This is a genomic window from Streptomyces sp., from assembly GCF_050698815.1.
GTDB lineage: Bacteria > Actinomycetota > Actinomycetes > Streptomycetales > Streptomycetaceae > Streptomyces.
The window spans coordinates 1-15,267 of sequence record NZ_JBOHCV010000575.1 but is presented as its reverse complement, the minus strand read 5'-3'; the positions used below and the strand labels follow the sequence as shown (position 1 = coordinate 15,267).

The following is a 15,267-nucleotide window of genomic DNA, read 5'->3' as shown; positions in this document are numbered from 1 at the left end:
GCGAGCGAGTGCCCTCACCGCAGCCATGACGGGGCGGTCTCGACGTCCGCCCAGACGGTCTTCCCGACCGGGTGGCGGGGAGAGATCCCCCAGCGGGCGGCCAGGATGTCGACGAGGAGCAGGCCGCGGCCCGATTCGTCGTCCGGGCCCGGGGCGGTCCGACAGGCGGGTGGCCGTTCCGGGCTCGCGTCCGAGACCTCGATACGGACGGTCCGCGTCCCGGCGTCGAGGCTGAGGCGAAGCTGGAAGTCCCGCCCCGGGACGCGTCCGTGGCACACGGCGTTGGTGGTGAGTTCGCCGACCAGCAGGGACACGGTGCACGACGTGTCCGAGGCGGGCGGGTACCCCCACTGATCCATCCGCTTCACGGCGAGCCGCCGGGCCAGGCGGGCGCCTCGGGGCGAGGACGTGAACTGCATCGCGAACGTGGGCCGTTCCGGGTCCGGGACCTCGTCCTGCGTTGTCGTTGCCTTCAGCACGGTGCTGCCCATCCCGGTTCCTCGATTGCCTGCACGACCGCACGGTGCACGGGTCGTGACGTTCTGTGCTCAAGAGTCGTCCGCCGGGCCTATGCTCGAAAGGTGTTGAACGCTTACATCAAGGGTCGTAAGGAACGGAAGTCAGGCTGTGGCCAACGAAATTGACCCCGCTTCGTCCATGGCGGCGCTCTTCGGTTCGCGCGTCCGCAAGCTCCGTACGGCTGCCGGGATGACCCAGGCCGAGCTGGGCCGGAAGACGCACGTGGTCAGCACCCGCATCACCCAGGTCGAGCGCAGTTCCGGTGCGAAGCCGACGCTGCCGCTGGCCCGCGCACTCGACAACGCCCTGGACGCGGACGATCTGTTGGTCGAGCTGTGGCCGTACGTGTACCGCGAGACGTTCCCGGACTGGTCGCGGGCTTTCATGGCGTACTCGGCCCGAGCGGAGTCCATCCGCCAGTACGCGGCGCATGTGGTGCCCGGTCTGCTGCAGACCGAGAGTTACGCGAGGGCCGTCCTGAGTGTCGGCCGGTCGCTCCGCGGCGAGGAGCAGTTGGAGGAGCGCATCACCGCCCGAATGGAACGGCAGGAGCGGCTCGCCGGCCCTGATCGTCCCGAAGTCTGGGCCGTCCTGGACGAGGCGGTGCTGATGCGGCCGGTCGGCGGACGGGACGTCATGCGCGACCAGTTGTCCCGGCTGCTGGAGGCCGCCGAGAGCTCTTCGGTCACGGTGCAGGTCCTGCCGTTCGACCACGGAGCGCACGATCTGCTGGGCGGATCCATGACCGTCCTGACGATGGCTGACGACACGGAAGCCGTCTATCTCGAAGGAGCCGATTACGGCCAACTCATCGAGGAACCGGCGGAGGTCAAGCGTCATTCGGTGATTTACGATCGCTTGCGGGCAGTCGCTCTGCCGCCGAAGATGTCGCTCGACATGATCCGCTGCGTGATGGAGGGCAACCATCGTGGAGTCAGTCTCCCGTCCCGATCTGAACGGCGCCGCCTGGCGCAAGAGCAGCTACAGCAATCAGGAGGGGGGCGACTGCGTGGAGGTGGCGGACGGATTCCCCGGCGTCGTGCCCGTCCGTGACAGCAAGGCCCCGCACGGCCCGGCGCTGGTCGTCCCGGCCGCTTCCTGGACCGCCTTCGTCGGCGACGTGAAGACCGGCGACCGCGCCTGACTGACCTCGATCTCCCGCCGGTTCGGCCGGACCCCCGGCCCTGAGTGCTGGTGACTCGGGGGCGGGCACGGTCAATCGCGTGAGGCGGTCCTGGTCGCGGGCTCTTCGGTGCCGGGGGTCCTGACCACCAGGGCCAGCAGCGCCGCGATGACGCAGGTGGTACCGAGCGCGTTCCAGACCACGTCGTAGCTGCCGAACAGATCGCGGGCGGTGGCCCCGAGGAACGCCGAGGCGCCGGCGCCGAGTTGGTGGGCGGCGCTGGCCCAGCCGAAGACGATGGGGCCGTCCGCGCCGAAGCGGCGGCGGGACAGCGCGATGACCGGCGGTACGGTCGCCACGTCGACCAGCCCGTAGAGGATGACGAAGGCGAGCATCGAGGGCCGCGCCGTGGAGGCGAACATCATCGGCAGCGCGATCAGGGTCAGCGCGCGAGCGGCGAAGTACCCGGCCAGCAGGCGTCTCGGGTCGAAGCGGTCGGTGAGCCAGCCGGAAAGGATGGTGCCCAGCGCCGAGAAGACGCCGATCAGGGAGAGCATGGAGGCCGCCACCGTGGCGTGCATGCCGTGGTCGTGCGCGGCGGGTATCCAGTTGCTCCACATGATCCCGTTGGTCGATGCACCGCAGATGACGAACATGCCGGCCAGCAGCCAGAAAGGGCCGGTGCGCGCGGCGTCGAGGAGTACGCGCACGGTTCGGGTGGCCGCCCCCGGCACGGGCGCGGGCTTGGGGACGAACTTCTCGCCCCCGTACGGCCGCAGCCCGACGTCGGCGGGGTGGTCGCGCAGCAGCAGCCACACCAGGCCGGCCACCGCGAGCGCGGCGAGCGCCAGGGTCACCACCGGGGGCCGCCAGTCGAAGCGCTCGACCGACCAGGCCAGCAGGGGCAGGAAGAGCAGCTGACCCAGGTGGCTGGAGGCGCTTAGGCCGCCGGTGACCAGGCCGCGGCGGCGCTCGAACCATCTGCTGGTGATGGTCGCGGCGAACGTCATGGTCAGGCAGCCGCTGCCCAGACCGATCAACACACCCCAGTACAGCGTCAGCTGCCAGGCGGCCGTCATCGCGCTGGTGAGCAGGGCGCCCGCGGCGACCAGCAGGAGGGCGCCGGTGACCACACGGCGGATGCCGACGCGGTCCATCAGCGCCGCGGCGAAGGGGGCGGTGAGGCCGAAGAACACCATGTTCACCGAAGCCGCGAGGGCGATCTGGCCACGGTCCCAGGCGTACTGCTCGTGCAGCGGGGTGACCAGCAGGCCGGGGACGGTGGTGAAGGCGCCGGCGGTGACGATGGCCGCGCCGGCCGAAGCGGCGATCACCCAGGCCCGGTGGAGGCGGCGGCCCGGTTCACCCGGTTCACCCGGTTCATCCGGTGACGGCTCCGGCGGGGTCTGTTTCAGCTCGGTCCGGCTCATGAATCCAGCGTGCTGACTCCGCCTCGCCGGTACGAGTGTCCAGATGGACATCATGCGCAAGGATAGGGACATGACGAACGTCTTCTCCCATCCCGAGCGGCACCATGTCGCCGTCTTCGCCCGCCAGATGCTGCTCCCCATCGAGCTGGGCATCGTGCACCAGATGTTCGGGCAGGCCAGAGCCGGGGCGACGGCCGAGGGCCGGCCGCTGTACGAGGTCGTCACGTGCGGGCTGGAGGCCGGTGAGACCCGCACCGACGGCGATTTCACCGTCCACGTCCCGCACGGGCCCGAGGCGCTCGCCGAGGCCGACACCGTGATCGTCCTCTCCTCCTACGAGGACTACGACCAGGACGATCCCGAGCTGTCCGCCCCCCTCGGTGAGGCCCTCGCCCGGGTGCGCCAGGGCACCCGCATGGCCTCCATCTGCACCGGCGCCTTCGTCCTCGCCTCCGCCGGGCTGCTCAACGGGCATGCGGCGACGACCCATTGGCGCCACACGGGCGAGTTCGCCCGGCTCTTCCCCGGTGTGGAGCTCGCCCCCGACGTCCTCTACACCGACGCCGGTGACGTGCTGACCTCGGCCGGCTGTGCCTCGGGCATCGATCTGTGCCTGCACATGATCCGCCGCGACCACGGCATGGCCGTCGCCAACGATGTGGCCCGGCGTACCGTCGTCCCCCCGCACCGCGAGGGCGGCCAGGTCCAGTACGTACGCCGTCCGGTCCCCGAGCCGGCGTCCCCCGCGACGTCGGCGGCCCGCGGGTGGGCGCTGCAGCACCTCCACGAGCCCGTGACGCTGCGGCAGATGGCGGCCCAAGAAGCCATGAGCGTACGGAATCTGACGCGGCGCTTCCGCGAAGAGGTGGGCATGACGCCGATGAACTGGCTCATCCGGCAACGGGTGGAACGGGCCAGGGAACTGCTGGAGGAATCCGACCTGCCCGTGGACCAGGTCGCCGTCCGGGCGGGCCTGGGCACGGCGGCCAATCTGCGTCAGCACTTCCAGGCCGCGCTCAGCACCTCGCCGAGCGCGTACCGGCGCACCTTCCGTGGCCCGGAGGGCATGGCGACCGCGGCCGTCTGAGACGCGGCGGCCCGCTCACGCCGGGTGCGTTCCCGGAAGCACCGGGTTGGGGATCGATGAGCGGGCCGATCGACGTTGCCCTGGCCATACGGCCGACCCGGAGGCCCGGCGTGGGGGCTGGTTTCGGGGTGGGGGCCGGTACGAGATATCTTGACGTCAAGACGATGTAGACGTGGAGCGGAGTAGTACCGGTGACTGACTCGACCATCATCTATACGGACACTGACGAGGCTCCGGCCCTGGCGACGTATTCGTTCCTGCCCGTGGTCAAGGCGTACGCCTCGACGGCCGGGGTCGCCGTGGAGAGCCGTGACATCTCTCTGGCGGGGCGGATCATCGCCGGCTTCCCCGAGCGGCTGGAGGCGGGCCAGCGTATCGACGACGCCCTCGCCGAGCTCGGTGAGCTGGCCGGGACGCCCGGAGCCAACATCATCAAGCTGCCGAACATCTCGGCGTCCATCCCGCAGCTGAAGGCGACGATCGCCGAGCTGCAGGAGCAGGGCTACGCGCTGCCGGACTACCCCGACGACCCGAAGACGGACGAGGAGCGGGACGTCCGCGCGCGTTACGACAAGGTCAAGGGCAGCGCCGTCAACCCGGTGCTGCGCGAGGGCAACTCCGACCGCCGCGCGCCCGCCTCGGTGAAGAACTACGTCAAGGCGAACCCGCACCGGATGGGCGCCTGGACCCCCGAGTCGAAGACGAACGTCGCGCACATGGACGCCGACGACTTCCGCAACACCGAGAAGTCCGCGGTCGTCGCGGCCGACGGCGCGCTGCGCATCGAACTGGCCGGGGACGACGGCAGCACCACCGTGCTGCGTGAGTCGGTGCCCGTGCTGGCCGGCGAGGTCGTGGACGCGGCCGTGCTGCGGGTCGCGGCGCTGCGCGAGTTCCTCACCGCGCAGGTCGCCCGCGCCAAGGCCGAGGGCGTGCTGTTCTCGGTGCACCTGAAGGCCACGATGATGAAGGTCTCCGACCCGATCATCTTCGGCCACGTCGTACGGGCGTTCTTCCCGAAGACCTTCGCCGAGTACGGCAAGGTCCTGGCGGCGGCCGGTCTGACCCCGAACGACGGGCTCGGCGGCATCTTCAAGGGCCTCGAATCGCTGCCCGAGGGCGACGCGGTCAAGGCGTCCTTCGAGGCGGAGCTGGCCGCGGGGCCCGACCTCGCGATGGTCGACTCCCACCGGGGCATCAGCAACCTGCACGTACCGAGCGACGTCATCGTCGACGCCTCCATGCCGGCGATGATCCGCACCTCCGGCCACATGTGGAACGCCGACGACCAGGAGGCCGACACCCTCGCGGTCATCCCCGACAGCAGCTACGCCGGCATCTACCAGGTCGTGATCGACGACTGCCGCGCGAACGGCGCGTACGACCCGGCCACGATGGGTTCGGTGCCCAACGTCGGCCTGATGGCGCAGAAGGCCGAGGAGTACGGCAGCCACGACAAGACCTTCGAGATCCCGGCCACCGGCACGGTCCGGGTACTCGACGGCGACGGCAACGCCGTACTGGAGCAGGCCGTCAGCGCCGGCGACATCTTCCGGATGTGCCAGACCAAGGACGTGCCGATCCGGGACTGGGTCAAGCTCGCCGTCACCCGCGCCCGCGCGACCGGCGACCCGGCCGTCTTCTGGCTCGACGAGGGGCGCGCACACGACGCGAACCTCATCGCCAAGGTCAGGCAGTACCTCCCCGAGCACGACACCGAGGGGCTGCGGATCGAGATCATGGCCCCGGCCGAGGCCATCGCGTACTCCCTCGAGCGCATCCGCCGGGGCGAGAACACGATCTCGGTCACCGGCAACGTGCTGCGCGACTACCTGACCGACCTGTTCCCCATCCTGGAGCTCGGCACCAGCGCCAAGATGCTCTCGGTCGTCCCGCTGATCAACGGCGGCGGTCTCTTCGAGACCGGTGCGGGCGGCTCCGCGCCCAAGCACGTGCAGCAGCTCGTCAAGGAGAACTACCTGCGCTGGGACAGCCTGGGTGAGTTCCTGGCGCTCGCGGTCAGCTTCGAGCACCTCGCGCAGAAGACGGGCAACGCGCGCGCACAGGTCCTCGCCGACACCCTCGACCGCGCGACCGCCACCTTCCTCCAGGAGAACAAGTCGCCGACCCGCAAGCTGGGCAGCCTCGACAACCGCGGCAGCCACTTCTACCTGGCGCTCTACTGGGCCCAGGAGCTGGCGAAGCAGACCGAGGACGCGCAGCTCGCGGAGGCGTTCGCGGGCCTGGCCAAGACGCTGACCGAGCAGGAGCAGACCATCGTCGACGAGCTGATCGCCGTCCAGGGGTCGCCGGCGGACATCGGCGGCTACTACCGGCCCGATGACGCCAAGGCGGCGGCCGTCATGCGTCCGTCGGTGACCTTCAACGAGGCCCTCGCGACGCTCGGCTGACGGAGTCTTCGGCCGGTGAACCGGCCTTGAGGGTCTACGGGTTCGGTGGCCCGCGGAAACGCTTTTCAGCGTCTTCCGCGGGCCATCGCCTGTTTCCGGGCCGGGATGTCATGGCGCGGATACGGCGGGGAAAGTCGGTGCCGACTCCCGGCAGACCCCTTGCCAAGACCAGTTAGTACGTGTTCGGATTATCTCCGTCGGGTCCTGCGGCGGTGGACGTTTCCGCTGCTCAGGCCCCATGTGATGGGTGGATTTCGACCTGCCCTCGTTCCCTGTGAATCCGATGCGACGCACCGTGACCGACCCTCCCGAACCCACGGGGGAGGCCCCCGGCCCCGTGCCCCACAACTCAGCGAAGACTCCTGGAGGGACACCCATGTTCGATCTCTCGTCCGTTGATCTGCTCGACGCGTTCACCCGCGAGCTGACCCTGTGCAAGGTGAAGGAGGACGAGCATGTCGTCATCCTCGCCGAGCCGGGCAGCCGTGGTGACTACGTCGCGGCGGCCTTCGGAGCCGCGAAATCCCTGGGCGCCCACGTCATCGCCGCGACCGTGCCCGGCGGCAGTCCCGCCCCGATGCCCAGTACTCATACCGGCGCCGGCCCCGGACTGACCTCGGTGCTCAACGACACCACCGCCCAGGACCTGCTGAAGTCGGCCGATCTCGTCGTCGACCTCACCCAGGAGGGATTCATCCACGCCCCGGTGCAGCAGGAGATCCTGCGGGCGGGCACCCGGATCATCTTCGTGTGCGACGCCCCGGATGTGCTCGTACGCAACCTTCCGCAGGAGGGCGACAAGGCCCGCGTCCTGCAGGGCGCGGATCTCCTGAAGTGCTCCTCCGTCATGCGGGTCACCTCGGACGCGGGCACCGATCTGACCGTGCAGCTGAAGAACGCCCACCCCGAGTTCCAGGTCGGCTTCGCCGACGACCCGGGCCGCTGGGACCACTGGCCCAGCACCATGGTGCTGTGCTGGCCCGAGTTCTCCGACGGACAGCTGGTGCTGGCCGAGGGCGACATCCTGCTGCCGTTCAAGGAGTACGTGCGCGCCCCCGTCACCCTGCAGATCGCCGACGGCCACATCGAGAAGGTCTCGGGAGGGGCGGAGGCGCAGCTGCTGCAGACCTTCTTCGAGGACGCCGGGGACCAATGGGGCCGCAGCCTGTCCCACATGGGCTGGGGACTGATGAAGAGCGCCGACTGGTTCGCCACCGCGATGTACGGCAAGGGCGATCTGATGGGCATGGACGCCCGCGCCTTCGCCGGGAATTTCCTCTGGTCCACCGGCCCGCACCCGTTCCTCGGCCGCGAGTCCTACGCCCACCTGGATATCGCGATGCGCGGCTGCACCGTCTCCGTGGACGGCACGGACGTCGTGGTGGACGGCCGGCTCATCGACAGCTGACCGGGCCCTCGTCGGCCCGAGCGCGTCCGACCGTTCACGCCTTGGAGGAACAGTGGCGTCCAGCCAGTCTTACGAAGTCACCGTCGTCGGCGGAGGGCTCGGTGGTCTCACCGCCGCGCTCGCCCTGCGGCACAGGGGTATCCGGGTGACCGTCCTGGAACAGGCTCCGCAGCTCGGCGAGGTGGGGGCCGGCATCCAGACCGCCCCCAACGCCAGCCGGATCCTGCTCGGGCTCGGTCTGCGGCGGCAGCTGGAAGCCATCCACACCGAACCGCTGGATCAGGTGCGGCGGCGCTGGAAGGACGGCAGCATCGTCGGCCTGACCCCGCTGGGCCAGTTCTGCAAGGACACCTACAACGCCCCGTACTGGCACTATCACCGGGCCGACCTGCATCGCGTGATCATGGACGCCTGCACCGATCCGGAAGGGCCCGGTCCCGTCGTCCGGCTGCGTACCAGCAGCACGGTCGTCGGTCTGGACCGCACGGATCCGCTGCGGCCGGTCGCCGTCACCGACGACGGCAGCCGGTACGCGGGAGACGCCCTGATCGGAGCCGACGGGATCCGCTCCCGGGTGCGCGATCTGATGGGCGCGGAGGACACCCTGGTCTTCTCCGGCGAGATGGCCTTCCGGGCACTGATTCCCGGTGACCTGATCGCCGCGGACCCGGCCACACGCTGGCTGGTGGACCGCTACCAGAGCACCATCTGGTACGGACCGGACCGGCATCTGGTGCACTACATGATCCGCGGTGGCGAATACCTCAACATCGTCGCCTGTGTCCCCTGCACGGACGAGGTCGCCGAGCGCTGGGTCGCGCCCTCCAGCGCCGAGGAACTGGCCGATGCCTTTCCCGGCTGGGACGACCGGGTCCCGGCGATGCTCTCCAAGGCCAAGGAGGACGTGTCCTGCTTCGCCCTTTATTACCGGCGTCCCGACCCGGTGTGGACGGACGACAACGTCGCGCTTCTGGGCGACGCCTGCCATGCCATGCTTCCCTACCAGGCCCAGGGCGCCTCGCAGGCCATGGAGGACGCCGCCGTGCTCGCCGAGGAACTCGGTGCCGTCACCGCCGACGGCATCCGGGGAGCGCTGCGCCGCTACGTGGACCGGCGTGCCAAGCACGCGGGGATCGTGCAGCAGGCGTCGCTACGCAACAAGACCTTCTATCACTTCCCCGACGGACCCGAGCAGCGGGAACGCGACGCGAAGCTCAGGCACTTCGACGGGGAGTCCGACGTCTCCTACGACTGGCTGTGGAGCGGTACCCCGCTCAACGATCCCGATCAGGAGGCGTTCTCGTACAAGTTCTCCCGGTGAGCCGCGCGGGCGCGGCCACCACGGCGTCCCGCTGACAGGCGAGCGAACCGGCATCCGTTCCGGCGCGCATGTGCCCTTCCGAACTGGAGCCAAAGGTGAAGACAGGCGATCAGATCGTCCAGGATCTCCCATGGAAATGGGGCGTCCAGGGCAAGATTTTCATCATCGGTGGCCTCGGCTACCTGTTCGACGCGTGGGACATCGCGCTCAACGGCTTCCTGATGCCGCTGCTGGGCAAGGAGTTCGACCTCACCATGGGGGAGAGCAGTCTCATCGCCACGGCCAACCTGGTCGGCATGGCGGTCGGGGCCGTCGTCTGGGGCGCTATCGCCGACCGGATCGGGCGCAAGAAGGCGTTCAGTGCCACTCTGCTGATCTTCGCGCTGTTCTCCGTGCTGGGCACCCTCTCGCCCGACTACACGGTCTTCCTGATACTGCGGTTCCTGGCCGGCGTCGGCCTCGGTGGCTGTATCCCCGTGGACTACGCGCTGGTCAGCGAGTTCTCCCCCAAGAAGTTCCGCGGCCGGATCCTCACCGCCCTCGACCTGTGGTGGCCCATCGGCGTCACTCTGTGCGGTGTGGTGGCGACCATGATGGTGCCGCTGGAGGGCAACTGGCGCTGGATGCTCTCGACCATGGTCCTGCCCGCTCTGCTGCTGTTCTGGGTGCGGCGGGGAGTTCCGGAGTCGCCGATCTACCTCACCAAGGTGGGCAAGGAGGCCGAGGCGCGGCAGGTCATCGACAGCCTGGTGTCCCGGAGCGGCGCCACACCGCAGCCGTACGAGATTCCCGTACCGGCCGCGGGTGAGGGAGCGGACCGGCCCAAGGGTCTGCGCGCCGGTGTCGAGCAGTTCCGCAGGCTGTGGAGGTTCAACCCCCGGATCACCTCCGTCTCCTGGCTGCTGTTCGTCAGCATCATGATGGTCTACTACGCGGCCCTGACCTGGATGCCTTCGATCCTGAAGGAGGAGGGCTACAACGAGACCGCGTCGTTCATGGGACCGACGCTGATGAGCGGTGTCGGCATCCTGGGCGTGCTGGCCTCGATCTGGCTGGTCGACGTCGTCGGCCGCAAGTGGGTCATCGCGGTCTCCGCCCCGCTGTCCACCGCGGCACTGGTGGGCTTCGCCCTGGTGCTGAAGGTGGAGACCGCCGCGATGATCGCGATCGCCGTCTTCGGCTTCCTGATCCAGCTGACCATCCCGGTGCTCTACGCCTACGTCGCCGAGCTGTACCCGACCACGCTGCGGGCCAGCGGCTTCGGCTGGGCCTCCTCGGTCAGCCGGGTGGGCACCGGGTTCGCCCCGCTGCTCTTCGGTTCGCTGATGTGGCCGCTGCTCGGACTGCCGCTGACCTTCGCCGTACTGGGCGTGGTCGTGGTCCTCGCGGTGATCTGGATGGCCTTCGCGGCTCCCGAGACCAAGGGCAGGGAACTGGACGACATCGACGGCGAGGCGACCGCCGAGCCTGCGGCTTCCCCGCAGCCCGTGGAGAGTGCGTCCGTGCGGGGCTAGCAACCGGGGCGCCGTACGGGCTGCGAACCGTACGGCGCCCCCGGCCCACCCGGAGCAGCGCGGTCCGAGCCCGAAGGGAGACGAGAGATTTGAAGCCCGCCGCATTCACGTACCACCGTGCGCGCGACATCGAGGGAGCCACCCGGCTGCTCGCCGAACTCGGCGACGAAGCGAAGATCATCGCAGGCGGCCAGAGCCTGGTCGCGATGATGAACTTCCGGCTTGCTCGCCCCCAGCACCTGGTCGACATCAGCGGCCTCACCGGTCTCGACGGAATGCGCGGTCACCCTGACGGCGCCCTGCACATCGGCGCACTCACCACCCACCACGCGGTGGAGACCGCACCGTCCGCCGTGCTGGGCCCCGGCTTCGCCGTCATCCGGGACGCCATGCGCTGGATCGGTCATCTGCCGATCCGCACCCGCGGCACCGTCGGAGGCAGCCTCGCGCACGCCGACTCCACCGCGGAGTGGTGTCTGCTCGCGGTGTTGCTCGACGCCGTGCTCGTGGCCCAAGGGCCGGGCGGAGAGCGCCGGATCGGGGCGGCGGACTTCTTCCACGGCTACTACACCACTGCTCTGGAGCCCGACGAGATCCTGGTCGAGGTCGTCTTCCCGCGGCCCGCCCCGCGCGCCGCACTCACCGAATTCGCCGAACGCAAAGGCGACTTCGCCACCGTTGCCGCCGCCGTGGATCTCGACCTCGCGCCGGACGGCGGGACGGTACGCGCCGGACGGGTGGCCCTGGGCGGGGTGGCCCCCCTGCCGGTACGCGTCCCCGAGGCCGAGGAGGTGCTGGGGCGGGGCGGCCCGGCCGGGCCACGGCTGTTCGCCGAATGCGCGGCCACAGCCGCCGACTCCGTCGACCCTCCCACAGATGACAGCAACGGCAGCGCGCACTACCGCAGGGTTCTCATCCGCACCCTGGTGGCGCGCGCCTGCGAGGAGGCGATCTCCCGATGACTGTTCCGATGACGGAGCACGGCCACCGGCCCGCCGGGGAAGGCGCGTTGATCGGTGCCTCCGTCGGCCGCCGCGAGGACCCCCGATTGCTGGCCGGGCGCGGACGGTTCACCGACGACGTCCAGTTGCCGGGAATGCTGCACGCCCAATTCGTACGAAGCACCGTGGCGCACGGCGCGGTCACCTCCATCGACCTGTCGGCGGTACTGGAAGTGCCGGGTGTGGTCGCCGCGTTCACCGCCGAGGACCTCGCTCTGGCCGACATCACCGCACGGCTCGGGCGTCCCCTCACCGAGTTCGTGCCCACCGCCATGCCGGTGCTCGCCCGTGACCGGGTCCGCTATGTCGGGGAACCCCTCGCCGTCGTGGTGGCACGGGACGCGTACGCCGTCGAGGACGGGCTGGAGGCGGCCCGGGTGACGTACGAGGCCCGTCGTCCCGTCACCTGCGAGGAGCAGGCGCTCGCTCCCGGAGCGCCGCTGGTGCACGACGAGGCCACGGCCAACACCCTGCTCGATGTCTCGATGTTCGCCAGTGAGGGCATCGACGACACCTTCGACGAGGCGCCCTGCGTGGTCCGGGTCGAGACCAGGACCGGCCGCCAGAACGCGCTTCCGCTGGAGACCAGGGGCGTGGTCGCGAGCTGGGACGCCCGGGAGGAGCAGCTGCTGCTGCAGACCTCCACCCAAGTCCCGCATCAGGTGCGCACGGTGGCGGCCCGCTGTCTGGGTCTGGACGAGCGGGCGGTACGGGTGCTCGTACCGGACATGGGCGGTGGCTTCGGGCAGAAGTGCGTGGTCGGACGTGAAGAGATCGCGGTGGGCGCGGCGGCACTCCGGCTGGACCGGCCGGTGAAGTGGATCGAGGACCGCAAGGACGCGCTGACCGCCTCCTTCCTCGCCCGCCAGCAGCACTACGACGTCCGCGCGGCGTTCGACGGCGACGGCCGCATTCTCGGGCTGGACGCCGCGATCGTCTGCGACATGGGCGCGTACTCCTGCTACCCGTTCACCGCCGGCATCGAGCCGCTGATGGCCTCTGCCGAGGTGCCCGGCGTCTACAAGGTTCCCGCCTACCGGGTGCGGGCCCGTGCGGTCACCACCAACAAGGCGCCCACCGCCCCCTACCGGGGGGTGAGCCGCCCGCAGTACGTGATGGTCATGGAGCGGCTCTTCGAGCGCGCCGCCCGGCAACTGGGCCTGGACCCGGTCGAGATCCGCCGCCGCAACCTCATCACCGACTTCCCCTACACCGGGGTCAACAACATCACCTATGACCCGGGCTCGTATCTGGAGTCCCTCAACCTGTGCGAGCGGGTGCTCCGCGACGAGGGCTGGTACGGGACCAAGGAGACCGCTGCCGCCGAAGGGCGGAACATCGGCATCGGATTCTCCTGCTTCAGCGAGCGCACCGGCTACGGCTCGGCCGCGTTCGCCCAGCGCAAGATGGAAGTGGTGCCCGGCTTCGACATCTCCGAGGTACGGATGGACACCAGCGGCGCCCTGGTGGTCACCACCGGCACCATGAGCCATGGGCAGAGCCACGAGACCACCATGGCCCAGATCGCCGCGGACGAACTCGGCCTGGACATCGCCAAAGTACGTATCCACCAAGGCGACACCGACCGGATCACCTACGGCTGGGGCACCTTCGCCAGCCGCTCCATCGCGATAGGCGGCAGCGCGATCCGGCTGGCCGCGGGCAGACTCGGCGACAAGCTCAAGCTCATCGCCGCCTCCCGCTGGGACGTGCCGCCGGAGGACCTGGAGCTGGGACGGGGGCTGGTGCGCCACCCCTCGGACGGCAGCACCCTGACGTACGAGGAACTGGCCGACATCGCCTATCTCAAGGCGCACCTGCTGCCCAAGGGCGTGGAGCCGGGGCTCGCCGCCACCGCCACCTTCGACGTCTTCAACGACGGCACCTTCTCCAACGCGACCCACGGCGTGGTCGTGGAACTCCACGAGGGAACCGGCCAGGTCGAGATCCTGCGGTATGTGTGCGTCGAGGACTGCGGGGTGGCCATCAACCCCCAAGTGGTCGAGGGGCAGACCCGGGGCGGCATCGCCCAGGGCATCGCGGGAGCACTCTTCGAGCAGGTCACCTACGACGAGCAGGGCGAGCCGTCTGCCGTCAGCTTCATGGAGTACAAGGTCCCCACCGCACAGGAGATCCCCGAAGTGTCCATCCACCACCTCGAGACGCCCTGCGCCTTCACCGAGACAGGAGCCAAGGGCGTGGGGGAGGGCGGCACCATCGGCGCGCCCGCCGCGGTACTCAACGCCGTCAACGACGGCCTGCTGCGCACCGGAGTGGAGCTGAACGACACCCCCATCACACCGGAGACGGTGGTAAACGCACTGGAGCAGCAGCGATGACCGACACCGCGATGACCGACTCGGGGATGACCGGCGCTGCCGGCCGGCCACAGCACCAGCAGCTGATCAGCCTGCACGTCAACGGCGAGCTGCACGAAGTGCTCACCGAGCCCCGCCGCACCCTGGTCGACGCGTTGCGTCACGACCTCCGGCTGACCGGCACGCACGTGGGCTGCGAGCACGGGATCTGCGGCGCTTGCACCGTGCTGCTCGACGGAGCGCCCGTCCGGGCGTGCCTGATGTTCGCGGCGCAGGCCGAGGGCCGCGAGATCCGTACGGTGGAGTCGCTGGCCGATGGACGCGAACTCAGCGACCTCCAGCAGGCGTTCTCCCGCCACCACGGTCTGCAGTGCGGTTTCTGCACCCCGGGGTTCCTGATGCTCGCCGAGGGATTCCTGGCCGAGCGGCCGGCGGCGTCCAAGGAGGAGATCCGCGAGGTGGTCGCCTCCAACCTCTGCCGCTGCACCGGCTATCAGACCATCGTCGAGGCGATCGACGACTGCGCCACCAGGCGCCGGGCGGCGCTCCGGGAACGGCTGGAAGGCGCCGGGCAGCTCACCGACGGACAGGACTGACGATGCCGCCCGCGGCGGCGCGCGAGGAGATTCCATGCAGCTCAGCAACACGGTCCCGGTGAGGGCGACACCGGACGAAGTCTTCGCCCTCGTCAACGACGTCGAACGCGTCGCCTCCTGTATGCCCGGCGCCACGCTGGAGGGGAACGACGGTGACACCTGGTCCGGAAAGGTGAAGGTGAAGGTCGGCCCGATCACGGCCGCCTACGCGGGGACGGTGCGTTTCCTGGAGGTCGACGCCGCACAGCGGCGGCTGCGGGTACAGGCGCGCGGTGCCGACACCCATGGCAGCGGCGACGCCGAGGCCGAGGTCACCCTGGTGGTGGCCGAGGCAGCCGAAGGGGCCGAGCTGCGGATGACCACGGATCTGGTCATCCGCGGGAAGATCGCCCAGTTCGGCAAGGGCGCGGTGGCCACCGTCTCGAACAAGATCCTTCAGCAGTTCGCAAGGAACCTCGGCAGTCTGCTGGACCAGGAACGCGAGCACGGCACCGCCTCCGCCGCCGGCACCCCGGCGCCGGCCGCCACCGCTCCCGGTG

General features: G+C 69.8%; 13 protein-coding genes. 11 read left to right on the top strand and 2 right to left on the bottom strand.

The window, feature by feature from the left end:
* Window positions 1-14: 14 nt before the first annotated feature.
* Window positions 15-491, bottom strand: coding sequence for an ATP-binding protein (locus ACRDP3_RS20815; RefSeq protein ID WP_431518490.1), 477 nt, complete (start codon window positions 489-491; stop codon window positions 15-17).
* A 166-nt stretch (window positions 492-657) separates the two neighbouring features.
* Here ACRDP3_RS20815 and ACRDP3_RS20810 point away from each other — a divergent pair, with 166 nt between their 5' ends.
* Both ACRDP3_RS20810 and ACRDP3_RS20805 read left to right on the top strand, forming a co-directional pair.
* On the top strand, window positions 658-1,572 hold the full coding sequence (locus ACRDP3_RS20810) for a helix-turn-helix domain-containing protein (protein WP_431518501.1): 915 nt from the start codon (window positions 658-660) through the stop codon (window positions 1,570-1,572).
* Complete coding sequence (locus ACRDP3_RS20805) at window positions 1,529-1,663, top strand: DUF397 domain-containing protein (protein ID WP_431518489.1); 135 nt, start codon at window positions 1,529-1,531, stop codon at window positions 1,661-1,663. Before ACRDP3_RS20810 ends, ACRDP3_RS20805 begins: the two co-directional genes overlap by 44 nt.
* 71 nt (window positions 1,664-1,734) lie before the next feature.
* Here ACRDP3_RS20805 and ACRDP3_RS20800 read toward each other — a convergent pair whose 3' ends face one another.
* A complete protein-coding gene (locus tag ACRDP3_RS20800; protein ID WP_431518488.1) occupies window positions 1,735-3,072 on the bottom strand; it encodes an MFS transporter in 1,338 nt (445 codons plus the stop codon).
* Between the two features lie 70 nt (window positions 3,073-3,142).
* Here ACRDP3_RS20800 and ACRDP3_RS20795 point away from each other — a divergent pair, with 70 nt between their 5' ends.
* The 9 genes from ACRDP3_RS20795 to ACRDP3_RS20755 all read left to right on the top strand — a co-directional run.
* Complete coding sequence (locus ACRDP3_RS20795; RefSeq protein WP_431518487.1) at window positions 3,143-4,159, top strand: GlxA family transcriptional regulator; 1,017 nt, start codon at window positions 3,143-3,145, stop codon at window positions 4,157-4,159.
* A 191-nt stretch (window positions 4,160-4,350) separates the two neighbouring features.
* A complete protein-coding gene (locus tag ACRDP3_RS20790) occupies window positions 4,351-6,570 on the top strand; it encodes an NADP-dependent isocitrate dehydrogenase (protein ID WP_431518486.1) in 2,220 nt (739 codons plus the stop codon).
* A 376-nt stretch (window positions 6,571-6,946) separates the two neighbouring features.
* Window positions 6,947-7,978: a hypothetical protein gene (locus tag ACRDP3_RS20785; protein WP_431518485.1), complete on the top strand. Its 1,032-nt coding sequence runs from the start codon at window positions 6,947-6,949 to the stop codon at window positions 7,976-7,978.
* Window positions 7,979-8,030: 52 nt separating this feature from the next.
* Entirely contained in the window at window positions 8,031-9,299 is a 1,269-nt protein-coding gene (locus ACRDP3_RS20780; protein ID WP_431518484.1) for an FAD-dependent monooxygenase, read from the top strand.
* A gap of 95 nt (window positions 9,300-9,394) precedes the next feature.
* Window positions 9,395-10,813 (top strand): MFS transporter, encoded by a 1,419-nt coding sequence (locus ACRDP3_RS20775; RefSeq protein ID WP_431518483.1) that lies wholly within the window; start codon window positions 9,395-9,397, stop codon window positions 10,811-10,813.
* A gap of 89 nt (window positions 10,814-10,902) precedes the next feature.
* The gene (locus tag ACRDP3_RS20770; protein WP_431518482.1) at window positions 10,903-11,775 is read left to right on the top strand and encodes an FAD binding domain-containing protein; all 873 of its coding nucleotides are present in this window, start codon (window positions 10,903-10,905) and stop codon (window positions 11,773-11,775) included.
* A complete protein-coding gene (locus ACRDP3_RS20765; RefSeq protein WP_431518481.1) occupies window positions 11,772-14,153 on the top strand; it encodes a xanthine dehydrogenase family protein molybdopterin-binding subunit in 2,382 nt (793 codons plus the stop codon). Before ACRDP3_RS20770 ends, ACRDP3_RS20765 begins: the two co-directional genes overlap by 4 nt.
* Window positions 14,154-14,179: 26 nt before the next feature.
* Window positions 14,180-14,728 carry a (2Fe-2S)-binding protein gene (locus ACRDP3_RS20760; protein ID WP_431518500.1) on the top strand — a complete coding sequence of 183 codons (549 nt, stop codon included), beginning with the start codon at window positions 14,180-14,182 and terminating at the stop codon, window positions 14,726-14,728.
* Between the two features lie 34 nt (window positions 14,729-14,762).
* Window positions 14,763-15,267: SRPBCC family protein (locus ACRDP3_RS20755; protein WP_431518480.1), on the top strand; the 505-nt coding region annotated here is incomplete at its 3' end.

Bases quoted from the DNA above. Each gene is read 5' to 3' on its own strand.
- ACRDP3_RS20760 (WP_431518500.1), top strand. From the start codon at position 14,180: ATGACCGGCGCTGCCGGCCGGCCACAGCACCAGCAGCTGATCAGCCTG.
- ACRDP3_RS20800 (WP_431518488.1), bottom strand. From the start codon at position 3,072: ATGAGCCGGACCGAGCTGAAACAGACCCCGCCGGAGCCGTCACCGGAT.
- ACRDP3_RS20765 (WP_431518481.1), top strand. From the start codon at position 11,772: ATGACTGTTCCGATGACGGAGCACGGCCACCGGCCCGCCGGGGAAGGC.
- ACRDP3_RS20785 (WP_431518485.1), top strand. From the start codon at position 6,947: ATGTTCGATCTCTCGTCCGTTGATCTGCTCGACGCGTTCACCCGCGAG.
- ACRDP3_RS20795 (WP_431518487.1), top strand. From the start codon at position 3,143: ATGACGAACGTCTTCTCCCATCCCGAGCGGCACCATGTCGCCGTCTTC.
- ACRDP3_RS20815 (WP_431518490.1), bottom strand. From the start codon at position 491: ATGGGCAGCACCGTGCTGAAGGCAACGACAACGCAGGACGAGGTCCCG.
- ACRDP3_RS20810 (WP_431518501.1), top strand. From the start codon at position 658: ATGGCGGCGCTCTTCGGTTCGCGCGTCCGCAAGCTCCGTACGGCTGCC.